This window comes from Embleya hyalina, assembly GCF_003967355.1.
GTDB classification, from domain to species: domain Bacteria; phylum Actinomycetota; class Actinomycetes; order Streptomycetales; family Streptomycetaceae; genus Embleya; species Embleya hyalina.
In genome coordinates this window covers 1-24,619 of the sequence record NZ_BIFH01000046.1, presented here as the reverse complement: position 1 = coordinate 24,619, position 24,619 = coordinate 1, and the positions used below count along the sequence as shown (strand labels likewise).

Here is a 24,619-nt window from a genome sequence, read left to right as displayed (position 1 = left end):
GGGGCTGCGGGTACCCGGCTTCCCGCACATGGACGTACTGGAAGTGTCCCGGGAACCGCACCCGCGTTCCACCCGGTGAGACGTTAACGCAGTCGACCGGGATCCCGACAGGCGCGGCCCCCGTCCCGCCGAACGACCGACTCGCCGGTCCGGCAGGGGGCACGCGTCGACGGTCCCGGTCGACGGACGTGGTGGTGCCGGCGAGTCAGCCGGCTACTCGGGCCGCGAGCGCGTCGCCGATCTGCGACGTGGTGCGCGCGCCGAGGGTCGCCCGCTCGGCGAGGTCGGCGTACACGGCGGCCTCGACCCGGCGGGCCTCCTCGGTCCGGCCGAGGTGTTCGAGCAGCATGGCCACCGACAACACCGCGGCGGTGGGGTCGGCCTTGCCCTGGCCGGCGATGTCCGGCGCGGAGCCGTGCACCGGCTCGAACATGGACGGGAACTCGCCCGACGGGTTGATGTTGCCGCTGGCCGCGAGGCCGATGCCGCCGGCGATGGCGGCGGCGAGGTCGGTGATGATGTCGCCGAAGAGGTTGTCGGTGACGATCACGTCGAAGCGCTCGGGCTGGGTGACCATGAAGATGGTCGCCGCGTCCACGTGCAGGTAGTCGGTCGTGACGTCGGGGAAGTCGGCGGCCACGGCCTGGAAGATCCGGGTCCACAGGTGTCCGGCGTGGACCAGCACGTTGTTCTTGTGCACCAGGGTCAGCTTCTTGCGCGGCCGGGCCTGGGCGCGGGCGAACGCGTCGCGCACGACCCGCTCGATGCCGAACGCGGTATTGACGCTGACCTCGGTGGCCACCTCGTGCTCGGTGCCGGTGCGCAGCGAGCCGCCGTTGCCGGTGTACGGGCCCTCGGTGCCCTCGCGGACCACCACGAAGTCGATCTTCGCGTCGGGTCCGAGGGGTGAGACGACGCCCGGCGCCAGGCGGGCCGGGCGCAGGTTGACGTGGTGGTCGAAGGCGAAGCGGAGCTTGAGCAGGAGGCCCCGCTCCAGGACCCCCGAGGGCACGCTCGGGTCGCCGATGGCGCCGAGCAGGATCGCGTCCCGGTCGCGCAACTCGGCGAGCACGCTGTCGGGCAGCGTCTCTCCCGTGCGGTGGTACAGGCGGGCACCGAGGTCGTACTCGGTGGTCTCCACCTTGACGTCGGCGGGGAGTACGGCGCCAAGGACCTTCAGGCCCTCCGCGACCACTTCCTGGCCGATGCCGTCACCGGGAACCACTGCGAGACGAATGCTGCGAGACATGCGGGGACCCTACCTTTCGTCCCATGGGCCGACATGTGGCGTCCGGATGATGGGACGCTCAGCGCTCCTCGTCGGCCGGGCCTCCGTTGTCGCGCCGGTCGAGGGCGCGCTGGAGGGCTCGGGCGGCGTTGCGGCGCGTGGTTTCGTCCATGACTGCACTTCCTTCACAAGGCTGGCGACTACACGGTGTGCGACGGACACGTGCGAGGGCCTTGTGGGCGTGCCGAAATTTCCTGCCGTACGGGGATTTCCGGAAACGGAAGGAGCCGTCTTCCTTCACGGTAGGCGACGAACGACATCGATGTCTGCAATTTACTCGGAGTTCCTACTATCTGAGACCGACTCCCCCCGAACGGCCCAGGCGTGGTCCGGCCGACGGGACACGGCCCCGGACGAAATGCCGAAGGCCCGGGAGGAAACCTCCCGGGCCTTGCGGACGAAGCGGCGGACGTCGTGTCGCGCGGCGCGGCGACAAGGGGCCGCGCGAAGCGCGGTCAGTCCTCCAGGTTCACCGAGCGCACGAACGCGGCGCCGATCTCCTCGGCGATGGCGTTGAGGATGTGCGGCTCGACCGTGGTGTCGACGGTGAGCGCGACCAGCGCCTCGCCGCCCTTGGCGGCGCGGGCGACCTGCATGCCGGCGATGTTGACGCCCGCCTCGCCGAGGTGGCGGCCGATCACGCCGACCACGCCGGGCTTGTCGGCGTAGCGCAGGAAGACCATGTGCGCGGTGAGCACCAGGTCCACGTCGAAGCCGTGCACCTCGACGATCTTCTCGATGTTCTTGGGGCCCGCGAGCGTGCCGGAGACCGAGATCTCCTCGCCGTCGGCGAGCGTGCCGCGCACGGTGACCAGGTTGCGGTGGTCGGGGCTCTCCGAACCGGTGGTCAGCCGGATCTCCACGCCGCGCTCCTGGGCGAGCAGCGGGGCGTTGACGTAGGAGACCGATTCCTCCACCACGTCGGCGAACACGCCCTTGAGCGCCGCCAGCTCCAGCACCTTCACGTCGTGCTGGGTGATCTCGCCGCGCACCTCGACGTCGAGGCGGACCGCGACGCCGCCGGCCAGGGCGGTGAAGATCCGGCCCAGCTTCTCGGCCAGCGGCAGACCCGGGCGCACGTCCTCGGCGATCACGCCGCCCTGCACGTTGACCGCGTCCGGGACCAGCTCGCCGGCGAGGGCGAGCCGCACCGACTTCGCCACCGCGACGCCGGCCTTCTCCTGCGCCTCGTCGGTGCTCGCCCCCAGGTGCGGCGTGGCCACCACGTTGTCGAACTCGAACAGCGGGCTGTCCGTGCACGGCTCCTTGGCGAACACGTCGAGCCCGGCGCCGGCGACCCGGCCCTCCTTGAGCGCGGACGCCAGCGCGACCTCGTCGACGATCCCGCCGCGCGCGGCGTTGACGATCCGCACCGTCGGCTTGACCCGGCGCAGCGCGTCCTCGCCGATCAGACCCAGCGTCTCCGGGGTCTTCGGCAGGTGCACGGTGATGAAGTCGGACTGCTCCAGGACCTCGTCCAGGGTGAGCAGTCGCACGCCCATCTGCGCGGCGCGCGCGGGCTGCACGTAGGGGTCGTAGGCCACGATGTTCATCCCGAACGCGGACATGCGCTGCGCGACCAGGACGCCGATCCGGCCCAGGCCGACCACGCCGAGGGTCTTCTCGGACAGCTCGACACCGGTGTACTTGCTGCGCTTCCACTCGCCGTTCTTGAGCGCGGCGCTGCCCTGCGGGATGTTGCGCGCGACCGAGATGATCAGGCCGCAGGCCAGTTCGGCGGCGGTGACGATGTTGGAGGTCGGCGCGTTGACGACCATCACGCCGGCCTTGGTGGCGGCGGGGACGTCGACGTTGTCCAGACCGACACCGGCGCGCGCGACGACCTTGAGCTGCCGGGCCGCGGCGATCGCCTCGGCGTCCACCTTGGTGGCGCTGCGGATCAGGATGGCGTCGACGTCGGCGATCGCGGACAGCAGCTCACCGCGGTCGGCACCGTCGCAGTGGCGGATCTCGAAGTCGGGTCCGAGGGCGTCGACGGTGGCCGGCGACAGTTCCTCGGCGATCAGAACGACGGGCTTGCTCACGGTTTTCCTTCGCCTGCTGCGATGACGGGTGGTCGCGCGCGAAGCCGCACGACGGGTGGCCTGACGCGTGGCCGATCCTACCGCCGCCTTGTGAAGGACTTCACAGATGTCCGATGTGTGGACGCGGGCGGACGAGGCACAATTTCTGATGGTCAGTCAGGTCGAGGTGCCGATCGGCGGGGCCGCTCCGGGCGGCCCGCGGCGGTGCTCAGTCGGCCGCCAGGAACCAGCCGATGGTGACCCGGCGCTGCCCGTTGAGGTCGAGGATGACCACCTCGCCGGACCCGGGCCGGGGCAACGGCGCGGTGCCGCCGTAGGGCAGCAGGCGTGCCTCGCCGTCGTCGACCTGCACCTCGGCCACCGGCGCGTCCTGCGAGCCGCGCCGCCAGGTGACCCACCAGATGCCGTCGTCGCCGCACTGGAATTCGAGATGCACCCTGGACACGAACAGCCAGTCGGCCGGTGTCACGAGGTGGCAGCGGGTCGCGTCGCGACCGACCGCCAACGTCGCCCCCGGCCGGCTCGGCGCGCTTGCCATCAGCATGGCAACCGTCGCCGCGTCGTCCGCCCCCGACGTCGACGCCATGTTGAGATCGAGCACCGGTTCCTCCCCCACGCTCCTGGTCGTCAGATCCTCGGTCGGTCCCCCGTGCCGTCCCACCCCTCGGGCCGGCTCGCCGTTCAGTCGATCGACCCGCCGCGCCGGGCGCACGGGCACGGTTCGCCACCCACAATGCCGCAGACGACCGCGGTCTGCGCGATCAGGTCCCACCCGCCGTGGACGTGCGGGGTGGTGTCCAGATAGTCGGGTCCCAACAGATGGTTCAGTTCGGGGCAAAGCTCCGAACTGTAGAAATCCCTGCGCAATTCGGTCTTGCAGCGCTCGACCGTGGCCTTGGCCATGTACAACATCTCGCACAACTCGTCGGTGGTGCGGGGGCGCTTGGTGGCCCGGCCGTGGATCCAGTCGCACGACATCGCCGCCAGCACCTCCAGACGCACCCCGTGCAGCTTGGCGCGCAACTGCTCCGGGCCCACGTCGGTCGTGTCCACCCCGGCGCCGCGCGCGATACCGGCCGGGTCCGACGGCCGGATCGGCTGCATCGCCCGCCACGCGAGCACCACGCTGCGTCGACGGGCCAGATCGCTGACCAGGATGCTGCCGCTGGTCCGCGCCGGCAGCGGCAGGATCGCGCCGTACGGCATGTCCTGCGACGTCTCGCCGCGCTTGATCCGCACGATCGCCACCGGTGTGTCCCGCGTCCCGCGCGGCCATTCCACCGTCCAGCCGCGGTCCTCGCTGTACTCGAACACGAGGTGCTTGCGGGAGACGAACAGCCAGTCGTGCGGAGTCAGCAGCGGTCGGCACGTGCTGGGATCGCGGCCCACGAACACCCGCGTGCCCGCCACACCGGGCGTACGCACGCTCTTGGGGTTCGGCAGCGGATCACGTTCCGCCTCGCGACCGTCCTCCAACGCCGTGAACGACATGTTCAGTTCGAGCATTTTCCCCTCGCCCCCTCCCGGGTCCCACCGCTCACCTGGTACCCGCGTGCGGGGCGTCGGCACCACACGGGCAGGGACCGCGTCCCGTTATTCCGTGGGTGACCGCCGTCTGCGCTATCAGGTCCCAGCCGCCGTGCACGTGCCGCACGGTGTCGAGGTAGTTCGGACCGAGCAGGGAGTTGAGCTCCGGGCACAGGCCGGAGCTGTAGAACTCGCGGCGCAACTTGGTCTTGTACCGCTCGACCGTGGCGGCCGACAGGTGCAGCAGGTCGCACAGTTCCTTGGTCGACTTGGCGCGCTTGACCGGACGGCCGTGCACCCAGTCGCAGGACAGCGCGGCCAGCACCTCCATCTCCGTCTCGGAGAGGCGGTTCTGCAACACGAACGGCGCGACGTCCTGGGTCTCGGGCACGCCGACGTCGGGCTCGGTCGGCTCCTCGCCGGGGCGTTGCGGCAGGGACACCCGCCACTCCACCAGGACCCGACGTCGCCGGGCGAGGTCGGTGACCACCACCCGGCCCGGGCGCAGCGAACCCAGCGGCAGCGTCGCGCCGTAGGGCACCGGTTCGGACACGCCCTCGCGGTCGATCTGGACCAGCGCCACCGGGCGCGGGTGCGAACCCTGGAGCCACTCCACGCTCCAGCCGCGTTCCAGGGAGTAGACGAACTCCAGGTGCACGCGCGATACGAAGCGCCAGTCCTTCGGCGTGACCAGGCCACAGCGCGACGGGTCCCGGCCGATCGCGATCTTCTTGCCGGGCTCGCTTTGCACCTTCACCGTGCGCGGCCGGGCCAGGTCCGACTCCTGCTGGTCGGCGTCGTCCGACGTCGCCACGGTGAGGATCAGTTCGAGCATCGCCATCCGTCCGGTCTCGTGCCCCGCCCTGGGGCATCGCCCATCTTCGCCCGGTGAACCGTCACCAGGCCGTTCCGCCGTCCGACCGTAGGGCCCCGGGGGTACCCGACGCATCCTCCGATTGTTCCCTGGGGTCGGCGCCGGAGCGATGACCTTCCGGAACGGGCAGTGCGTCGCACTCGACCACGACCGCCGTGGCGTCGTCGTCACCGCTCTCGACGGCCGTCCTGGTCAAGGTCGTTGCGGCGTGGAAGGGGTCGCCGTGCACCAGGTCGGCGACCGTTTCGTCGGGCAGGTGGCCGACGCCGTCCGTGGCGAGGACCACACGGTCCCCGGGGTGCAGTTCGATGCGCTGCAATTCGGGTTCGGGCGCCTGGGAGCCGCCGAGGGGGGTGGAGGTGAGCAGCCAGGGGCGGCCGAACTCGGCGGCGTTGCCCTGTTCGGTGAGCCGGAACGCCCGGCCGCCGCGGACCAGCCAGCACACGCTGTCGCCGCACCCGGCCAGGTGCAGGCGGCCGTGTTGCAGGACGGCGGCCACCACGGTGGTGCGCATGCCCTCGTACTGCGCGACCCCGTGCCGGCGCACCGCCAGGTCGGCCACCGCGATCGCGGCGCCGAGCCGGTCGCTCCAGCCCGCGGCCAGGTCGGCGGCGGCGAGTTCGGACACCAGGGTGCGGACCGCGACGTCGGCCGCGTACCAACCGGCGGGGTGGCCGCCGAGGCCGTCGGCGACGATGAACACCTCGCCCGTCGCGGCGTAGCGGTCGTCGTTGTCCCGGGCGGTCAGCTCCGGGCCCAGGCCGCGCCGTTCGCGGCGGGCGGCCCGGCGACGGCCGGGGTGGGAGGAGGTGGACCAGGCGGACGCCTGCACGCCGAGCGGCGGGCCGCTGCGGGCCCGGATCTCCTCCTCGGTCGCCTCGGCGCGGCGCAGGCTGTCGCTGCGCGAGGTGGTGGGCACGTCGAGTTCGTCGGGCTCCTCGGCGGCCCCCTCGGCGGCCTCGTCGACGGGCACGGCGACCGGCAGCAGTTCGGTCCGCGACTCGGGCGTCGGGGCCTCCTCCGGCGCGTGGGGCGTCTCGGGCCCGCGCGCCGCCTCGGGCGCGTACGGCGTCTGCGGCACCCGGGCCGCCTCGGGCGCGTACGGCGGCTCCGGCACGCGCGGCGGCGCCGTGGGCATCGGCGGCACCGTGGGCAGGGGCGGCACCGCGTGCGCGGCGGCGAGCGTGGTGTCGGTGGAACCGGCGGCGGCGATCGTGGGCGGCGGGGGCACCGCCTCGGCCCGGGACTCGGAGCGCACCGCGGGCGGGGTCACCGTGTGCGGCACCGGGTCGGGCGCGGCGTCCTGCCCCCCGGCCCCGACGGTCTCGGCCGGTCGGGGCGCCCGGTCCCACGGGGACGCCGCCCGCGCCGCGCCGTCGGGCTCGCCGACCGCGGTCGGCGCGTGGTCGGGATCCGGCCGCCGCGCCGGGTCGGCGTCGTGGTCGAATTCCGGCCGGTCCGCCGGGTCCGCCGGGTCATCCGTCCCGGCCGCGAAGGTGTCGTCGAACCCCCGTGGCGCCCGCGCCTCGACGGCGGGTTCGGCCGCGGGCTCCGGTGCGGCCGGCGGCTCGACCGGCGCCCGGGTCGGCGCGTCCTCGAAGTCGAGGTAGAGGTCGCCGAAGATGTCGTCGTCGACCGCGGCCGGCCGCTCCGCGCGCAATTCGTCCTGCCGCAGCGTCCGTTCCGGGAAGCCACCGCGAGCCGGCACGGTCGTCTCCCGACCCGAGTCCCCTCTGCCCCTCATGTGTCTCACGCTCCACGATGTCGGACCGGAACGGCAAGTCCGGTGCGGCGATAGCACTGCCTCGTTCAAGCATGCTGCCTCGAATACGCCGGTGGCATGTGAACCGGAGGCCAATTCCTTCGGGTTTCCCGGATCCGCCGGCTTCGACGCATCCGGATCGCGCGGGCGACGGTCCCCCGCGCGCGCCCCGGCACGGCGCCCGGCCGGCGCGCACCGACACCCGACGCGCACGCGGGTTCGACGCGGGGTTCGCACACGGGTTCAGGACCGCCCGGTCCGGACCGCTTCCGAGCCGTCCGCGAGCAGCCCCGCGAGCGCGGCTCGGCCACGCGAGAGGCGGGCCTTGATGGTCCCCTCCGGCGCCCCCTCGTGCGCGGCGATCTCGGCCACCGACAGACCGCCCATGTGGTGCATCACCACCGCGCGCCGCTGCGCCTCGGGGATCTGCCGCAACGCGGTGACCAGCGCGACCGATTCGGGGCCGGGCGCGGGCAGGTCGCGGTCCGGACCGTGTCGGATCCAGCTCTTGAGCGCGGTCCGGGTGCGCCGCCAGCGGCTGACCGCGATGCGCTGGCCGACGAGCCGGATCCACGCGACCGGGTTCTCGTACGAGCTGATCCGGTCCCAGTCCTTCCAGGCCCGGATGTACGCCTCCTGCGCGGCCTCCTGGGCCTCGCCGAGATCCCCGGTCAGCGCGTACAGGTGGGCGACCAGGGCGCCGTGGCTCTCCGCGTAGAACACGTCGAAATCGGGGCGATCGCCCTTGTCCCGTCCCATTGTGTTCCCCCGCGTCCCGTCGCGGCGTGTTTCGTCCTGCCGTGACCCGGTACTTTATCCGGCCCCGGGCGGGCATCCGATCCCGGTTCGGGTCGCCGAATCCCCGGCCCGGGTTTCTCTCCCCCACCCACGCACGCGAAGCGGTGATCGGTTCCGTGTACCGACCAGCCGAGTCCCGGCGACGCATACCAGCGCCACCGTCAGACCGGCGCCGAGCCACATCCGGCGGACGTGCCCGCGCCGGGCGCACAGCGCTCGGATCGAGGGGCGCCCGGCGCCCGGAGCGGCGGCGAGGAGGCGACCCACATCACGTTCGAACGCGCCGAACACACCGGCGATCGCCTCCTCCTCGGTCATGGTCGTGCATCCCCCGTCACTCACCCTGCCGGGCCGTGTGACACGTCCGGTACGGTGCACACGCGCGCCGGCGCGCGGGGGTTGCGCCCGGGCGCGCGGTCGGGCGGATCGCCCTCACGGCCGGCCCATCGCCTCCCGGGCCCGGTCCTTGCCGACGGTGAAGTTGATGTTCGACGTGGTGTCGTAGCCGGGCAGTTCGTCGTCCCGACCGTGCGTGTGGGCCCAGTCGGCGGCGATCTGCTGCATGTAGCCGCGCCCCCACGCGTGTTGGTCGGCGATCTCGCGGTCGGCCTGGGCCGAGGTGTCCACCTGGCTGTTCTGCGCGGCGTAGTCGGCGGTCAGCGTGACCACCCGGGACAGCGGCTCGGCGACCATGGTCGGCAGCGGACTCGTCTTGACCGCGCCGGCGACCACGTTGGCGGCGCCCTTGCCGGTCCAGGTGGTCCGGTCGTTGTACTCCTCGTCGGCGACCACCTGCTGGTGCCGCATCGCCTCGGTGCGCACCTCGTCCAGCATGCCGACCACCTGGGCCGAGTCGGCCAGATGCTGATCGGCGGAGATGCCGGCCGGCGGGTTGCCGGTCGAGATGCGTTCCAGGCCGACCGCGATGAAGGCGTGTTCGGCGTCGGCCATCCGCCGGAACGCCCCGGGGTCCTCGGCGAGGACCGCCATCGTGCGGATCAGGTCGTGGTCGGGGGTGCCGCCGAGGAAAGCGGCCCGAGCCTCCCCCGAGTTCGGGAACAGCGGGTCCGGGCCCGGGGATCCGCCCGCGCGGTCGTTGCGCAACTCGTTGTGGATGTCGGGCATGTACGAGGCCACCGCGTTGGTGACGCTGTCCCGGTAGTCGGCGAAGTGCCCGCCGGGGCCCTCCTGTCCCACGGTGTGCATCGCGTCGGCGAAGATCCGCGCGCCCGCCTCGGTGTGCGCGCCGCCCGCGGTCGCGCCCGCCGGATGCCCGGTGGCGGCGGCCTCGAAGGCCTGGCCGAACAGGTCGGCCGGCGAGCCGGGTCCGGTCTCGTTGCCCCAGTCCCGCCGCTTCATCAGGTAGTGCAGGTTGTCGCCCGACTTCGGGTCGAAGACCTGCTCGGCGGCGCTCGGATCGCGGCCGAGCGCGTGCATCAGACCGGACAGCTGATCGAGGTCGTGCCCGTCGGGTCCCATCGCCGCCGCCAACACCGGGAACCGGTCGGACGTCAGCGGGACGGGCTCGTGCGGGTGGTAGCCGTCCCGGTCGAAGGCGACCATGTCCTTGCCCACGTCGGCGAGGAACCGCGTGTCCCAGTCGCCCCGGTGCAGCCAGTTGCCGATCAGCTGGTACCCGGCGAGGTGGTGCGTGGGGATGTCCCGGAGCTCGTACGACTCGCGGCCGGCCGCCTTGAGCCCGTCGATCCAGGTCTGCGTGACGTGCGGCCGTTCGGTGGACCGCGTGGCGGTGGCCAGGTTGGCGCCCAGCGAGTCCTGGATCGCGCGCAGCTCGGCGATGGTGGATTCGGGGATGTCGACGCCGGTCCCGTTCCGGCCCTTGTTCACCACGTCGGTCTCCAGGTGCAACAGCCCTTCGGGACCGAGGGTGTTCAGCAGGTTGGTGGCGAAGATCGACGACTTCTCGTTGCCGTGCAGCAGGTTGCGCAGTTCCTCCACCTCCTCGGGCGTCAGCGAGTCGACCCGCTTGGCCAACTCCGCGGCACGGATCGAGTCGGGCAGTTCGCCGCCGCCGACCGCGTTCGCGTTGAACGAGGTGCCGTCGGCGCCGATGTCGCCCGTGAGCGCCGAGGCGGCACGTGCGTCGGCGTCGGTCGCGTCGTCGAGCGCGCTCGCGAACCTGTGCCGGAACTCCTCCGCCAGTCCCCGCATCCTGTTCGTGTGCGCCTCGATGTCCTGCGGATCCGGCTGATGGCCCTGCTGCTCGAGCGGTCCCCACGTGAGCGAGCCGTCGTTCCCCACCGTCAACTCGTGGGCCCGGGCGTCGGCGATGGCGTCCGTCAGTCGCTTCTTCGCCCCGCCGATGTCGTCCGCCGCGTCGCGCAGGATCGCGCAGATCGCCCGGAGTTCGGTCTTGCCGCCCTCGAACACCTCGTCCAGGCCCCGGTATCGGGCGAGGGTGGCCTTGGCGGAGGGGCCGTCCCACTGTCCGGTCACCGTCAACGCCCTTGCGTCGACCCGGATCAGCTGCTGGTTGTGGTCCAGCCAGGACGCGAAGTCGTAGAACTCCTGGGCCGATTCGCGCAGCGCCTCGATCCGCAGGTCGCGCAGCCGGGCAAAGTCGACCACGGTCAACCCACCTTCCCGGCAAGGGAGATGGTGACGGCGTGTTCGTTGCGGTCGTAGTTGTCGGCGATCGAGTACAGACCCTCGGAGATCTCGCCCAGATCGGCGGTCAGCCGCGCGATCTGGTCCTTCCACCGTGCGGTGGTCAGCGGGGCGGCCAACCGCCAACCGGCGCACGCGGTCCTGGCGCCGAGCGCGTCCGGCACCGACCGCACGGTGTTCACCTCGCCGGCGGTCAGGTGCAACGTCTTGGCGGAGGTGCGCAGTTGTTGCGCCTCGACCTTGGTCTTGTCGTTCGGGCCGGTGGTGCCGCCGTTGCCGGGCGGGATCACGCTCTGCGGCATACCGGGGTTCAGGACGGTCCGGATCTTGGAGGGATCACTCATGATCGCCGAGTCAAGCGATCATGGGATGGCGCTCGAAACCGTCGCGTGGTGAAGCCCGCGTGAACGACGGGGGCCCGATCCGGAAAGTGCCCCGAACCGATCCGGTCCGGGGCACCCGTGCCGCCGCGTGGCGGGCAACTCGTCGAGGATCAGGCCTCGTTGGTCACCCAGCTCATCATCTTGCGCAGTTCCTTGCCGGTGGTCTCCAGCTTGTGCTCGGCGTCCGCCTTCACGTACTCCTTGTACTTGGGCAGACCCGCCTCGTACTCCGCCATCCACGCGGTCGCGAACGAACCGTCCTGGATCTCGGCGAGGACCTTCTTCATCTCCGCCTTGGTGTCGGCGGTGATGATCCGGGGGCCGGTGATGTAGTCGCCCCACTCGGCGGTCTCGGAGACCGACCAGCGCATCTTCTCCAGGCCGCCCTCGTACATGAGGTCGACGATCAGCTTCAGCTCGTGCATGCACTCGAAGTAGGCGATCTCCGGCTGGTAGCCGGCCTCGACCAGGGTCTCGAAGCCCGCCTTGACCAGCGCCGAGGCGCCGCCGCAGAGCACCGCCTGCTCGCCGAACAGGTCGGTCTCGGTCTCCTCGGTGAAGGTGGTCTTGATCACGCCGGCGCGGGTGCCGCCGATGCCCTTCGCGTAGGAGAGCGCGAGCGCGAGGGCCTCGCCCGACGCGTCCTGCTCGACCGCGACGATGCACGGCACGCCGCGACCCTCTTCGTACTGCCGGCGCACGAGGTGGCCCGGGCCCTTGGGGGCGACCATGCACACGTCGATGTTGGCCGGCGGCTTGATGAAGCCGAACCGGATGTTGAAGCCGTGCCCGAAGAACAGCGCGTCGCCGTCCTGGAGGTTGGGCTCCACGGCCTCGGCGTAGACCTTGGCCTGGACCGGGTCCGGGGTGAGGATCATGATGACGCTCGCCTCGGCGGCGGCCTCGGCGGGGGTGACCACGCGCAGACCGGCCTCCTCGGCCTTGGTCCGGCTCTTCGAGCCCTCCAGCAGACCGACCCGCACGTCGACGCCGGAGTCCCGCAGGGACAACGCGTGGGCGTGGCCCTGGCTGCCGTAGCCGAGCACCGCGACCTTGCGGTTCTGAATGATGGACAGGTCGGCGTCGTCGTCGTAGAACAGCTCGGCCACTTCGGGGTTCTCCTTCAAGACGGGTGTTTCCGGGGGGCCACGCCCCGCTCGTCATCTTCCCAAATCACGAGCGGGGCGCGGGTCCGCGGTCTGCAATGTGGACCGTGCCGGACCGGGGGTACGGGGTCCGGCCGAGCCGGTGTCAGGCCGAGCGCTCCACCGACCGCAGCGAGCGGTCGGTGATCGAGCGGCCGCCGCGACCGATGGCCACGACGCCGGACTGGACGAGTTCCTTGATGCCGAACGGCTCCAGCATGCGCAACATCGCGGCGAGCTTGTCGGGGCCGCCGGTGGCCTCGACGGTGACCGCCTCCGGCGAGACGTCGACGGTCTTGGCGCGGAAGAGCTGGACGATCTCCACCACCTGCGAGCGGGTCTCGTGGTCGGCGCGCACCTTGACCAGCAGGAGTTGGCGCTGCACCGACGCGGGCGGGTCCAGCTCGACGATCTTGAGCACGTTGACCAGCTTGTTCAGCTGCTTGGTCACCTGCTCCAGCGGCAGTTCCTCGACCACGCTGACCACGATGGTGATCCGGGAGATGTCCGGATGCTCGGTGGTGCCGACCGCGAGCGAGTCGATGTTGAAGCCCCGGCGCGAGAACAGTGCGGTGATCCGGGCGAGGACACCGGGCTTGTTCTCGACGAGGACCGAGAGGGTGTGCTTGGACATGATCGCTGGACTCCTATGCCTTCCTGATGCCCTGTCGGCCTGTTCAGTCGTCCGAGTCGCCGAAGTCGGGACGCACGTCGCGCGCCGCCATGACCTCGTCGTTGGAGGAACCGGCCGCGACCATCGGCCACACCATCGCGTCCTGGTGGACGACGAAGTCGATGACCACGGGCGCGTCGTTGATCGACATCGCCTTGTGGATGGTCTCGTCCAGCTGGTCCGGGCTCTCGCAGCGCAGTCCGACGCAGCCCATCGCCTCGGCGAGCTTGACGAAGTCGGGCAGCCGGCGGCTCTGCAGGTCGGTGTTGGAGTAGCGCTCGTTGTAGAAGAGCGTCTGCCACTGGCGGACCATGCCCAGGGTGCCGTTGTTGATGATGGCGACCTTGATCGGGATGTCGTTGACCGCGCAGGTGACCAGTTCCTGGTTGGTCATCTGGAAGCAGCCGTCGCCGTCGATCGCCCACACCGTGGTGTCCGGCATGCCGGCCTTGGCGCCCATCGCGGCGGGCACCGAGTAGCCCATGGTCCCGGCGCCGCCGGAGTTGAGCCAGGTGTACGGCTTCTCGTAGCGGATGAACTGCGAGGCCCACATCTGGTGTTGCCCGACGCCCGAGGCGAAGATCGTGTCCGGGCCGGAGATCGCGCCGAGGCGCTCGATCACCAGCTGCGGCGACAGCGAGCCGTCGGCCGGCAGGTCGTAGCCCAGCGGGTAGGTGTCGCGCCAGCGGTTCAGCGCGGTCCACCACTCCTGGTAGTCGCCGAACCGGCCGGCCTCGTGCTCGGCCTGGACCGCGACCACCAAGTCGGCGATCACCTCGCGGGCGTCGCCGACGATCGGCACGTCGGCGGTGCGGTTCTTGGAGATCTCGGCGGGGTCGATGTCCGCGTGCACGATGGTGGCGTGCGGCGCGAAGGTGTCCAGCCGGCCGGTGACCCGGTCGTCGAAGCGGGCGCCCAGGGCGAAGATCAGGTCCGACTTCTGCAACGCGGTGACCGCGGCGACGGTGCCGTGCATCCCGGGCATGCCCAGGTGTTGCGGGTGGCTGTCCGGGAACGCGCCGAGCGCCATCAGCGTGGTGACCACGGGTGCGCCGGTCAGCTCGGCGAGGATCTTCAGCTCGGCCGACGCGTGTGCCTTGAGCACGCCGCCGCCGACGTACAGGACCGGGCGCTTGGCCTCGCCGAGCAGCCGGGCGGCCTCGCGGATCTGCTTGGCGTGCGGCCGGGTGACCGGGCGGTAGCCGGGCAGTTCGGGGGTGCCGTTCCAGACGAAGTCCGTGGTCGCCTGGAGGGCGTCCTTGGAGATGTCGACCAGGACCGGGCCGGGCCGGCCGGTGGAGGCGATGTGGAACGCCGCGGCGATGGTGGGCGCGATCTCGGCCGGATCGGTGACCAGGAAGTTGTGCTTGGTGATCGGCATCGTGATGCCGCAGATGTCCGCCTCCTGGAAGGCGTCCGTACCGATCGCGGCGCTGGCCACCTGGCCGGTGATGGCGACGATCGGCACCGAGTCCATGTGCGCGTCGGCGATCGGGGTCACCAGGTTGGTCGCGCCGGGGCCGGAGGTGGCCATGCACACCCCGACCTTGCCGGTGGCCTGGGCGTATCCCTCGGCGGCGTGGCCGGCACCCTGCTCGTGCCGGACCAGGACGTGGCGCACCTTCGTCGAGTCCATCATCGGATCGTAGGCGGGAAGAATCGCGCCCCCGGGAATGCCGAAGACCGTGTCCACCCCTGCGGCTTCCAGGGAGCGGATCAGCGCTTGGGCTCCTGTCACCTGATCGGTCATGCTGTCGTCTCTTCTCGATCTGAAGTCGGCATATCGAGTGGGGCGCGAGGCCCGGACCCGTCGGACTGCAACAAAAAAACCCCCCGTGCCGTTAGGCAAGCGAGGGGGGCGCGCGAACCGACTCGGTGGTCAGTTCACGCGCTTCTCAAGTACGAGGATTCGGGTCTGCATGCCCGCGACTCTCCCTCTGCGCCGGTATACGTGTCAAGCCGGGCTCTCGCACGTCTCACCATGCGAGACTCGATGTCCAGATTTGATCAAGCTCGCAGGCCGGCGAGGGGGCACGGGCGGCGGGGCGCGGTGGGAGACGGGGACGGGTGTCGGGCAGAGCCGCGAAGGTCAGGTCTGGGGGCGGGGGACCTGGACCGGCAGGGGGGTGCGGGCTTCCGGGAGGGGGTCGGGTCTCGGGCCTCGGACGGCGCTGTTGCCCAGGGGGGTTTGGCCCAGGACGTCGAAGATGGCGTCGCCGGGGACCGCCGGGTGGAACCATGTGCCCTGGCCCCGTTGACAGCCCATTTCGCGGAGTATGTCGACCTGCGCGTGACTGTCGATGCCCGCCGCCACCAGGGTCAGCCCGGATTCCAGGCCGAGCCGCACGATCGTCGAGGTGAGCACCGTCAGGTGTGGACACGTGCCGACCTCGGCGACGAACGAGCGGTCGATCTTGAGCGCGTCCACCGGCAGCCGGCGCAGGTAGGTCAGCGAGGAGTGGCCGGTGCCGAAGTCGTCCAGCGACAACCGCACGCCCAGCCGCCGCAGCACCGCGATCCGACCGAGCAACAACTCGTCGCCGTCGGGCAGTACGTTGTCGATGATCTCCAGGGTGAGCGCGGTGGCCGGCAGATCGGCCGTGTGCAGCGTCTCCTCCAGCACCTCCAGGAAGCCCGGACCGGTGAGCTGGCGGGCGGCGAGCCCGACCGTGACGCCGATCTCGTGGCCGCCCGCGCGCCAGGTCGCGGCGGCGAGCGCGCTCTCCTCCAGGAGGCGGCGACCCACCGGTGACAGCCGCCCGTCGACCCCCGCGGTCAACCGCACGTGGTCGGCCCGGGCGGGCACCGCGCCGTCCTCGACGCGGCACAGCGCCGCCTCGACGTCGTGGACCCGGCCGGTGTCCAGGTCCACCACCGGCTGGTACGACACGGCCAGCCGTCCGTCGCGGTCCACCCGTCGGCGGCCCGCGGCCCGGGCCGCCCGGCGTTCGACGTCGGCGTCCATGTCCGGGGTGTAGACCTCGACGCGGCCCTTGCCGCCGTCCTTGGCCCGGTACATCGCGGCGTCGGCGTGCCGCATCAGGTCGGCCGGGGCGATCCCGGGCGCGGAGAAGGCGATTCCGATGCTGGCCGCGACCCGGACCTCGCCGTCGGCGATCCGGTACGGCGAGGACAGCGTGGACAACAACCGCTCGGCGATCTCGCGGATCGCGCGCGGACTCGGGTCGCCGACCAGGAGCGCGGCGAACTCGTCGCCGCCGAACCGGGCCACGGTGTCGCCGATCCGGACCGCGTGTTCCAGCCGGCGCGCGGCCTGGACGAGCAGTTCGTCCCCCGCGGTGTGCCCGTAGTTGTCGTTGACCGCCTTGAACCCGTCCAGGTCCACGAACAACACCGCGATGGTGGGGGTGACCCCGCGCCGCTGGGCCAGCGCGTGCTGGATCCGGTCCTCGAACAGGGCCCGGTTGGGCAGATCGGTGAGCCGGTCGTGGAAGGCGTCGTGTTCGAGCTGGGTCTGCAACTTGATCCGGTCGGTGACATCGCGGCTGTTGAAGATCAGCCCGTCGCCGTAGCGGTTGACCGCCGACTCGGTGTGCAGCCAGGTGCCGCCCGCCGAGCGGATCCGGCACTCCACCCGCACCATCGCGGGGTCCGCCTCGCCCGCGGGCAGCGCACCGTCCAGGAACGCCCGCAACTCGCGCTGCACCCGGGCGCTCTCCTCCGGGTGGATGAGCAGTTCGAGCCGGGTGCCGACCAGTTCCTCTGGCTCGAACCCGTACACCCGGCGGACCGCGTGGCTGACGTACTGGAGCACGCCGTCGCTCGCCGCGATCATGATCACATCGCTGGAGCCCTGGACGAGGGAGCGGAAGTGGCTCTCCTTGGCGGACAACTCCTGGGCCATGAAGACGTTGTCGACCAGCGTGATGGCCTGCCGCAGTACCAGCGTGACCAGCACGGTCGCGCCGACCCCGAGCACCACCGTGTCCGGCGCGTGGCCGGCCACCGCGCCGCCGAGCACACCGGCGGTGCACACCGCGGCGGCGATGTAGGGGGTGAGCGCGGACAACATCGAGATGGTCCGGTGCCGGGGCCGCTCGTGCGCCTCGACCCCCTGGCCCGTCCACGGCGCGATGGCGAGCAGCAGGCTGCCCGCGAACCAACCCGCGTCGAGCAGCCCTCCGGAGCGATATCCGCTGTTCAGCCCGGGGGTGGTCCACAACGCGTCGCTCATCACCGTGACCGCGAGGCCGACCAGGGCCAGATTCAGCGCCGCGCGATCTCCGGAACCGGCCCGAAATCGCAATCCGAGGACCATGCTGATCATCAGGATGTCGAGCACCGGATAGGCGAGCGTGAGCACGATCTTGATGATGTCCGAACGATCCCCGCTGGTACTGCGGGCCAGCGCCAGGCTCCAGCCGAGGGTGAACAGCGAGCCCGCGATCAGCCAGCCGTCCAGGGCCATGCAGGTCCAGGCCGCGATCCCGCGCGGGCGTTGCGCGACGAGCAGCAGGCCGACGATGGTGGGCGGCGCGAACAGCAGGAAGATCACGTCGGTCGGCCCCGGCGTGGGCACCGGGACACCGAGCACGACCTCGTACCAGCCCCAGATGCCGTTGCCGAGCGAGACCATCGTGGCGGAGAACGCGAACAGCGCCCAGGACAACCGGGCCCGGCCGGATTCGTGCACGGCCTTGAGCGCACACGAGACCGCCGCCACGGCCGCGGCGGCGGCCAGGCCGAAGTCGCCCATCGCGAGCGACAGCGTCGGATTGCCCCAACCCTGGAGCGCACCGATCGCATACACGAGGCACAACGGCACGATCAGGTACTTCAACTGCCGCTGCGCAGGGGTGTCGGCCAAGATCAGCAGCCGCACCGGGTCGTCGTGGCTCGGCCACTCCGGCAGTGGTCCCCCGGCATTCCGCACTCCCCTCCGCCCGAAGTCGCCGCCACGGCGCTTCATGGCACTGCACCGGCCCTCACACCCCAGCCGTGAGGCGGGGCGGTCGGCGCCGGCGCGACGGGGGGGCGACACCCGACCGTGCGCGTCTCTCAACGCCCCACGACTCGGACGATACACCAACCCGTCACTGTGAGCTTGTCTTTCTCAACACAGAGTAACTAATGATGCCTGGCATGGGAGTCCCTTCCCGCGCATTTGTGACAAAGTCCCGACACTGGGCGGAAAAAGGGGCTCTGATCAGGGAAAACCTGGGAGTTTCAAGGAGCGTCCACGGGCCGTCGCGGGCCCCGGGAGCGGATTCGCACCCCTCCGAAGGGCACGACGGGGCTCGATCGGGGTCGCCGACCGATGCCCGACTCGGCGACCGGCGGCGCGGCGGGAGAACTCGGACGGCCGAGCGCGGAACCGGCGCGGAGGGCTCACGGGCGGGGCGGGACGGGGCTCACGGGGTGGGCTCGCGGCGGGGACGGCGGGACGGCGGGGACGCGGTCTCGCGGGAACGGGTCGGTTCCACCGCCCGCCCGCTCCGCCTCAGTTCCGCTTGAGCAGTACCGCGCCCGGCTCCCGGGCCACCTCGGCGAACCCCTGCCCGATCAGGAAGGCGATCCAGTACCGGGCCCAGTCCTTGTTGTCGCCCCACACCTCGATCGCCGCGTAACCCGGACCGGGCAGGATCGTCGGGAAGTCGGTCACCCGCGCACGTGAGGTCAACTGCGGCGAGAAGCTCATCGTCGCCGACACCGTGGCGTCGTCCGGGACCCGGTCGAGCACCTTGTGCGCGGAGTGCACCCGGTCCTGGACCATCCAGGTGCGCTTGTGCAGCAGGTCCATCAGCGGGAAGTCGCGCGCGAACGCCATCGACACCGCCAACGGCACGATCGCCGCCTTGACCGCGTAGCGCCGCAGCCAGTCCACGTGCGACGCGCGCAGTTTCACCACGCCGTCCACGAACGCGGCGAACACGATGGGCATCAGCACCGCGCTGTAGTGGAAGTAGGTGCCCCAGTAGAACGTGTTGCTGGAGGTGAACCGCCACAGGATGGTGGGCGCGATCATCGCCACCAGCGGCGAGCGCAGCGCGATGAACCCCGTGGGCAGCAGCAGCATGAACAGGGTCATCCACTTGACGCTGGGGAACACCATCGACTTGGGCAGTTCGATCACCAGATCGGTGAGCGGCACCTGGCTCAGCGAGGTGGACGGGTCGGCGGCGCCGGAGCGCTGGGACGAGTCGAGGTTCCCCCAGAACGCGTAGGTGTCGTTGGGGTTGATCGCCGGCAGCAGGACGAAGATCGCCAGCGCGAACGCGGTGACGCCGATCAGCACATGTACGAGGGCCAACCTCCAGCGGCGCAGCACGAGCAGCGGTACGGCCGCGGCGGCCAGGGTCAGTCCCAGGTCCTCCTTGACCAGGACCAGCGGCAACCACCAGGCCAGCGCCTGGACATGCCGGCCGAGCAGGAACCGGTCGAGGCCGAAGGCGAGCAGCGGCACCGCGAACGCGATCTCGTGGAAGTCGAAGGAGATCGCCGACTGGATGCCCCAGGACAGCCCGTACGCGATGCCCACGCCGGCGGCGCCGAGGGTGCCGAACGCGCGCGCGGCGATCCGGGTGATCGGCACCACCGAGATCGCGACCAGGAACGCCTGGGCCACCAGCAGGGTGGCGGCGCCGGGGAAGATCCGGTAGATCGGGCCGAGCAGCGCCAGGATCGGGTGGAAGTGTTCGCCGAGCACGTTGAACCCGGGCGCCCGGATGTCCGACACCGGCGCCTCGAAGTGCGCGTAGGACCGGACCACCTGTTCGAACAGACCCAGGTCGTACGCGTGCGTCTCCATCCGGCGGTGGCGCAACAGCGAGTGGGCCGCGTAGATCGCGAAGAAGATCGCGGCGAGCAGGTACGGGAGGCCGCCGGGGCCGATCCGGCCCCGGGCACGCTCGACCACGGTGCGCAGGCGGAGGTCGTGTTCACCCGATCGGGGGGCGATGATCGCCCCCTCCGCGACCGCCGGGGCGGTTGGCGCATCGCCCGGCGCGGCCGGTCCCGATGCCTCGAACCGCTCGTGAACAGCGCCGTGCGCCATCCCCCTGTCGTCCATGTCTCTCCGTCCCGGTCGCGTGCGCGGGGCACACCGTATCGGTGCCGGCCCCACGTCCCAGCAGAGCGCGATCGAACGGTCTTGGTTGCTCAACGACGCACGATGTTGGCCGGAGTCACCCCTTCGGACCAGCGTTCGAGCTGCCGACGGATCAATCGCAGGGCGCGCGGCAGGAAGGCGGACGAGCTGCCGCCGACGTGCGGACTGATCAACACACCGGGGGCGAAGCGCAGCGGGTGGTCGGCGGGCAGCGGCTCGGGATCCGTGACGTCCAGGGCCGCCCGGAGCCGGCCGCTCCGCACCTCGGCGAGCAGCGCCCCGGTGTCCACGACGGGGCCGCGCGCGACGTTGACCACCAGCGCGCCGTCGGGCAGTCGGGCCAGGAAGTCGGCGTCGACCAGGCCGCGGGTGTCCTCGGTGAGCGGCACGGTGAGGATGATCACGTCGGTGTGCGGCAGCAGGTCGGGCAGTTCGCTCATCGCCCGGACCGGTCCGTGCACGCCGTCGCGCGGGGTGCGCGCGACCCGGACCACGTCCACCTCGAAGCCCTGGAGTCGGCGGTCGACGGCCTCGCCGATCGCGCCGTACCCGAGGATCAACACCCGTTTGTCGGCCAGCGCGGGGTAGAACCCGAAGCGCCACTCCCCCGCGTCCTGACCGCGGACGAAGCCCGGGATGTCGCGCAGCGCGGCGAGGGTCAGGGCGAGGGCGAGTTCGGCGGTGCTGGTCTCGTGGATGCCCCGGCCGTTGCACAGCAGGACGCCGGGCGGCAGGTAGGGCAGCACGTGCTCGTAGCCGGCGGTGAGCGTCTGGATCATCCGGAGGCGGGGCATGTCCGCGATCCGCTCCAGCGTGTGCGGGGCGAACGTGTAGGGCAGCACGTACAGCTCGACCTCGGCGGCGGTGTCGGGGACCGGGCCGTCGGCTCCGTCGTAGACGTCGATGCGGGAGCCCGAGCCGTCCGCGCCGCCCGCGCCGCTCAGCGCGGCGGGGATGGGGGCGAGTTGTTCGAGGCTGTAGGGGACCCAGATCCTGCCGTCGCTGACCATGGCAGGAACTGTAGATGTCGGACGGCGATCCATCCGCCGGGGGGCGGGGGCGCATTAGGGTCGAGGAGTTCCGAGATGGTGGGTGGTGTTTCCGGTGCGCAGTAGGCGTCCGAGGGCCGGCTGGTCCTCCCTCGTGCTCGTCGTCGCGCTGGCGACCGGGCTCACCTCGTGCGGAGGTGACGGCGGGTCGGCCGATCACCGGGCCACGCCCGGGCGTTCGGGCCCGCCCGTGCCAGGGACCGGGGCGCCGAACGTGCCGACCGGGCCGACCGCGGCCAAGCCGCCCGAGCCGGTCGTCGCCGGGGAATCGGCCCGGGACCTGAACACGCCGTGGGGTGTCGCGGTGCTGCCGGATCGGGACGCGCTGGTGTCCTCGCGCGACACCGGGACGATCACCCGGTTCGGGCCGGGCACGGTGCCGCCGGTGCCGGTCGGGACGGTGCCGGGCTCCGTGCATCGTGGGGAGGGGGGTCTGCTCGGGATCGCGGTGTCGCCGAAGTTCGCGACCGATCACTTCCTCTACGCGTACCTCACCACCGATCGGGACAACCGGATCGTCCGGATGACCTACGTGCCGGGGCAACCGCTGGGCCAACCCGAGGTGTTGCTCGACGGGATCCCGGCCGGCTCGAACCACAACGGCGGCCGGATCGCGTTCGGCCCGGACGGCATGTTGTACGCGGGCACGGGCGAGGCCGGGCGGAAGGAGGCGGCCCAGGACAAATCCTCGCTCGGCGGCAAGATCCTGCGGCTGACCCCCGAGGGCCGCCCGGCGCCCGGCAACCCGTTCCCGAACTCGCCGGTGTGGAGCCTGGGGCACCGCAACGTGCAGGGCCTCGCCTGGGACTCCACCGGGCGGTTGTGGGCGAGCGAGTTCGGCCAGGACACCTGGGACGAGCTCAACCTGATCCGTTCCGGCGCCAACTACGGCTGGCCGGAGGTGGAGGGCGCGAGCGACCGGCCCGAGTACATGAACCCGGTCGCCCAGTGGGCCACCGACGACGCGTCGCCGAGCGGCATCGCGATCCTGGGCGACGTGGTCTACCTGGCCGGCCTCAAGGGCGAACGGCTGTGGCAGGCTCCGATCCTGGGCTCCACCGTCGGCGAGCCCAAGGCGTATTTCCAGGGCCGCTACGGCCGGTTGCGCACCGTGGTCGCCGTGGGTGGCGAGTTGTGGTTGGTCACCGGTGCGACCGACGGCCGGGGCACGCCCCGGAAGGGCGACGACCGGATCCTGCGGCTGGTGCTGAGCTGAGGATCGGCCCCCGGGGCGCCTCGGGTCGGCGTCCGAGGCGGGCGTTAGCGTGTGCGCCCGAGGGAGGACATACATGGACCGGGGCCTGGTGTTGGTGCTGCGCGAGCTTTCCGAAGCCGACGCGGCGGGTGTCTTCCCGCGCTTGGCGGGACTGCGCGGGATCGACGCGATGATGCCGAACGAGGTGTGTCTGTCGGACGCGGTGGTGGCCGAGATCGCCCGGATCGGCAGCGGCGCGGAGCTGGTACGGGCCGCCGCCAACCCTCGATTGACGGCACGTCAGCTGTGCCTGCTGATCGAGGCCGGGGGCGACGCGGTGGTGGCCGGGGCCTTTCCTCCGGACGTCGAGTCGCCGGGGGGCGGGGCGCCGGCCGATGCGGGCGGTGAGGGCTCCGCGGTCGACGGTTCGGCGGGCGGGCTCGATCGGGGGCGGGCGGAGCTGCGGCGGCCCGGCACATCCGCCGGGCGGGCCGTCGAGTTGTTGCGCGCCCATCCCGTCCTCGCGCACACCGCGCGCCAGGCGGGGAGCGTGAGCCTGTTGCACTCGCCCGACGCGCCGGTGACCCGTACCGAGGCCCTGGACCAGGCCCGATCCGCGTTGCGGGCCGGGGTGTCGGCGCCGCGCGAGATCCTGCTCCGGATGCGTCCGGCCCGGGTCGCGGCCCAGGTGCTCGCGGTGGTCGCGCGCGAACACGCCTATGTCACGGGCGAGATGGCCGTGCACGAGCTGCTGCGGCCCATGATCGTGGAAACCCTGGGCACGAGTTCGGCCGCGTGGGCGCATCTGTCCCGGGCGCTCGGGCGATTCGCGGGTACCCTGCCGGAGCTCTTCGCCGAGTCGACGGCGCACACCGGCGAGGCCGCGATCCGGGTGCCGGCCGCCGTACGCCCGTCGGTGGGCTTCCTGCTGCGTCGTCTGGACGAGGACGAACTCACCGCCGTCATCCCGCACCTGGACGACGCGACGGCCGTCGCGCTGCTCCCGGGCAACGTCCCGCCGCTGACCCACGTCGCCGAGGCGGCGCTGCGGTGCGGCCACCCCGCGCTGTTGGCCGCGTTGGCCGAACACCAGCATGTGGGACGGCAGTACGCGACCCGGCTGCGCGACCTCGGCGAGGACTCGCTCGACCTGCTCCTGGTGAACAACGACTCGGGGGTCACCGCCGAGTTGCGCCGGGAGATCTACACCGGCCGGCGACCTGGGCGGCCCCTTGTCCCGATGCACCCGGATCTGCGCACGCGGCTTCTGGAGACTCCGGCGTACAGCGCCGAGTACGAGGCGATGGCCCGGTCGGGGGATCCGGCCGTGGTGGACTTCGCGCTGCCCCGCTGCGAGGCCCGCAAGCTGCGGCGCATCGACTGGATCGACGTGGTGCTGAACCTGTGGGAGCGCGCCGACCCCCGGGTCGCGCGCGATGTCCTCACCCGCCACCGCGACCTGTTCCCGGACCGGATCCGGACCACGGCCGAGGCGGCTCTGGCCGCCGAAGACCCCGCGCCCCTAAGGGAGTTGCGCGCCAAGTGGGACCGGGGCCCACGCACCGAACCCCCCGTCCCGGAGCACCGCCGCCCCCCGGGCGAGCGACTGCGGGACAGCCCCCTCGAACAGTGGCACTCCTGGCTCGTCACAGCGGCCGCGGACGGCGACATCGACTGCGAGGAGGTCGTCCGCCACGCCCGCCCGGTCCGCTTCGCGTTGGCGGCCCTGACCTCGATCGACACCAACCACTGGTCCAAGGCCGCCCCGCGCCCCGCACTCGCGCGACTCGCGAAGCGAATCGGCCCCAACCCGGAGGCCTGGGTCGTCTTCACGACCCTGACCCCCGACTTCGAGGGCACCCTCGACGAACTGGCCGACGTCTGCGCGGCGGCCGCGGGGTAGACGACCACGCGCCGAGACCTCGTCGTCCGAAGGGGAAAGGACGACGGGGGCTCGAACGGAAATGGGGTCGGACCGTGCGCGGCCGTTTCGGGTGGGTTGAGGGCTTTCGGTTGCGGGTGGCCGGTGCGGGGCCGGCCCGGGTCGGTGGTGGTCCGCCGCCGGCGTGGGGCTCCGAGACTTCGGGCCTTCGGCGAGACCGGCATTTTGCTCGGCGAAAAAGCGACCTGCAGCGGCCGGCAGAGAGGGCGGTCGAGTTGGGTTCGCCGGGCGTGCGTTCCCG

At 71.6% G+C, this 24,619-nt stretch carries 17 protein-coding genes; 2 read left to right on the top strand and 15 right to left on the bottom strand.

The features are described from left to right. Nucleotides 1-205 precede the first annotated feature (205 nt). The 15 genes from EMA17_RS43725 to EMA17_RS43655 form a co-directional block, all read right to left on the bottom strand. The gene (locus EMA17_RS43725) at nucleotides 206-1,249 is read right to left on the bottom strand and encodes a 3-isopropylmalate dehydrogenase (protein WP_078975292.1); all 1,044 of its coding nucleotides are present in this window, start codon (nucleotides 1,247-1,249) and stop codon (nucleotides 206-208) included. 494 nt (nucleotides 1,250-1,743) lie between these two features. Next, the gene (serA, locus tag EMA17_RS43720) at nucleotides 1,744-3,333 is read right to left on the bottom strand and encodes a phosphoglycerate dehydrogenase (protein WP_126642796.1); all 1,590 of its coding nucleotides are present in this window, start codon (nucleotides 3,331-3,333) and stop codon (nucleotides 1,744-1,746) included. Nucleotides 3,334-3,541: 208 nt separating this feature from the next. Continuing rightward, on the bottom strand, nucleotides 3,542-3,934 hold the full coding sequence (locus tag EMA17_RS43715; RefSeq protein ID WP_078979204.1) for an FHA domain-containing protein: 393 nt from the start codon (nucleotides 3,932-3,934) through the stop codon (nucleotides 3,542-3,544). Nucleotides 3,935-4,014: 80 nt separating this feature from the next. Beyond that, the gene (locus EMA17_RS43710; RefSeq protein ID WP_126642795.1) at nucleotides 4,015-4,839 is read right to left on the bottom strand and encodes an FHA domain-containing protein; all 825 of its coding nucleotides are present in this window, start codon (nucleotides 4,837-4,839) and stop codon (nucleotides 4,015-4,017) included. Between the two features lie 31 nt (nucleotides 4,840-4,870). Then, nucleotides 4,871-5,695, bottom strand: a complete 825-nt coding sequence (locus tag EMA17_RS43705) for a hypothetical protein (protein ID WP_246127281.1) — start codon at nucleotides 5,693-5,695, stop codon at nucleotides 4,871-4,873. A 61-nt stretch (nucleotides 5,696-5,756) separates the two neighbouring features. Then, nucleotides 5,757-7,478: a PP2C family protein-serine/threonine phosphatase gene (locus EMA17_RS43700; RefSeq protein WP_126642794.1), complete on the bottom strand. Its 1,722-nt coding sequence runs from the start codon at nucleotides 7,476-7,478 to the stop codon at nucleotides 5,757-5,759. A gap of 261 nt (nucleotides 7,479-7,739) precedes the next feature. Beyond that, complete coding sequence (locus EMA17_RS43695; protein WP_218043254.1) at nucleotides 7,740-8,255, bottom strand: SigE family RNA polymerase sigma factor; 516 nt, start codon at nucleotides 8,253-8,255, stop codon at nucleotides 7,740-7,742. Between the two features lie 471 nt (nucleotides 8,256-8,726). Continuing rightward, on the bottom strand, nucleotides 8,727-10,883 hold the full coding sequence (locus EMA17_RS43690; protein ID WP_126642793.1) for a DUF6571 family protein: 2,157 nt from the start codon (nucleotides 10,881-10,883) through the stop codon (nucleotides 8,727-8,729). A 2-nt stretch (nucleotides 10,884-10,885) separates the two neighbouring features. Further along, nucleotides 10,886-11,266 (bottom strand): WXG100 family type VII secretion target, encoded by a 381-nt coding sequence (locus EMA17_RS43685; RefSeq protein ID WP_126642792.1) that lies wholly within the window; start codon nucleotides 11,264-11,266, stop codon nucleotides 10,886-10,888. A gap of 149 nt (nucleotides 11,267-11,415) precedes the next feature. Beyond that, nucleotides 11,416-12,414, bottom strand: coding sequence for a ketol-acid reductoisomerase (gene ilvC / locus EMA17_RS43680; RefSeq protein ID WP_126642865.1), 999 nt, complete (start codon nucleotides 12,412-12,414; stop codon nucleotides 11,416-11,418). A gap of 142 nt (nucleotides 12,415-12,556) precedes the next feature. Continuing rightward, nucleotides 12,557-13,084, bottom strand: coding sequence for an acetolactate synthase small subunit (gene ilvN / locus EMA17_RS43675; protein WP_020556335.1), 528 nt, complete (start codon nucleotides 13,082-13,084; stop codon nucleotides 12,557-12,559). Nucleotides 13,085-13,127: 43 nt separating this feature from the next. Then, on the bottom strand, nucleotides 13,128-14,972 hold the full coding sequence (locus EMA17_RS43670) for an acetolactate synthase large subunit (RefSeq protein ID WP_170222350.1): 1,845 nt from the start codon (nucleotides 14,970-14,972) through the stop codon (nucleotides 13,128-13,130). A gap of 240 nt (nucleotides 14,973-15,212) precedes the next feature. After that, the gene (locus EMA17_RS43665) at nucleotides 15,213-17,966 is read right to left on the bottom strand and encodes a putative bifunctional diguanylate cyclase/phosphodiesterase (protein WP_160161783.1); all 2,754 of its coding nucleotides are present in this window, start codon (nucleotides 17,964-17,966) and stop codon (nucleotides 15,213-15,215) included. 618 nt (nucleotides 17,967-18,584) lie between these two features. Further along, the gene (locus EMA17_RS43660; RefSeq protein WP_126642789.1) at nucleotides 18,585-20,153 is read right to left on the bottom strand and encodes a DUF2079 domain-containing protein; all 1,569 of its coding nucleotides are present in this window, start codon (nucleotides 20,151-20,153) and stop codon (nucleotides 18,585-18,587) included. An 89-nt stretch (nucleotides 20,154-20,242) separates the two neighbouring features. Continuing rightward, nucleotides 20,243-21,202 carry a 2-hydroxyacid dehydrogenase gene (locus tag EMA17_RS43655; RefSeq protein WP_126642788.1) on the bottom strand — a complete coding sequence of 320 codons (960 nt, stop codon included), beginning with the start codon at nucleotides 21,200-21,202 and terminating at the stop codon, nucleotides 20,243-20,245. Between the two features lie 94 nt (nucleotides 21,203-21,296). Here EMA17_RS43655 and EMA17_RS43650 point away from each other — a divergent pair, with 94 nt between their 5' ends. Together EMA17_RS43650 and EMA17_RS43645 are read left to right on the top strand one after the other, a co-directional pair. Then, nucleotides 21,297-22,457 carry a PQQ-dependent sugar dehydrogenase gene (locus tag EMA17_RS43650; RefSeq protein ID WP_126642787.1) on the top strand — a complete coding sequence of 387 codons (1,161 nt, stop codon included), beginning with the start codon at nucleotides 21,297-21,299 and terminating at the stop codon, nucleotides 22,455-22,457. Nucleotides 22,458-22,530: 73 nt separating this feature from the next. Then, the gene (locus tag EMA17_RS43645) at nucleotides 22,531-24,339 is read left to right on the top strand and encodes a hypothetical protein (RefSeq protein WP_126642786.1); all 1,809 of its coding nucleotides are present in this window, start codon (nucleotides 22,531-22,533) and stop codon (nucleotides 24,337-24,339) included. The last annotated feature ends 280 nt before the right edge of the window (nucleotides 24,340-24,619 follow it).

Excerpts from the sequence above, each read along its gene's own strand:
- EMA17_RS43700 (WP_126642794.1), bottom strand. The coding sequence starts at position 7,478 with ATGAGGGGCAGAGGGGACTCGGGTCGGGAGACGACCGTGCCGGCTCGC.
- EMA17_RS43725 (WP_078975292.1), bottom strand. The coding sequence starts at position 1,249 with ATGTCTCGCAGCATTCGTCTCGCAGTGGTTCCCGGTGACGGCATCGGC.
- EMA17_RS43655 (WP_126642788.1), bottom strand. The coding sequence starts at position 21,202 with ATGGTCAGCGACGGCAGGATCTGGGTCCCCTACAGCCTCGAACAACTC.
- EMA17_RS43685 (WP_126642792.1), bottom strand. The coding sequence starts at position 11,266 with ATGAGTGATCCCTCCAAGATCCGGACCGTCCTGAACCCCGGTATGCCG.
- ilvN (WP_020556335.1), bottom strand. The coding sequence starts at position 13,084 with ATGTCCAAGCACACCCTCTCGGTCCTCGTCGAGAACAAGCCCGGTGTC.
- EMA17_RS43705 (WP_246127281.1), bottom strand. The coding sequence starts at position 5,695 with ATGCTCGAACTGATCCTCACCGTGGCGACGTCGGACGACGCCGACCAG.
- EMA17_RS43660 (WP_126642789.1), bottom strand. The coding sequence starts at position 20,153 with ATGGACGACAGGGGGATGGCGCACGGCGCTGTTCACGAGCGGTTCGAG.
- EMA17_RS43710 (WP_126642795.1), bottom strand. The coding sequence starts at position 4,839 with ATGCTCGAACTGAACATGTCGTTCACGGCGTTGGAGGACGGTCGCGAG.
- EMA17_RS43695 (WP_218043254.1), bottom strand. The coding sequence starts at position 8,255 with ATGGGACGGGACAAGGGCGATCGCCCCGATTTCGACGTGTTCTACGCG.
- EMA17_RS43645 (WP_126642786.1), top strand. The coding sequence starts at position 22,531 with ATGGACCGGGGCCTGGTGTTGGTGCTGCGCGAGCTTTCCGAAGCCGAC.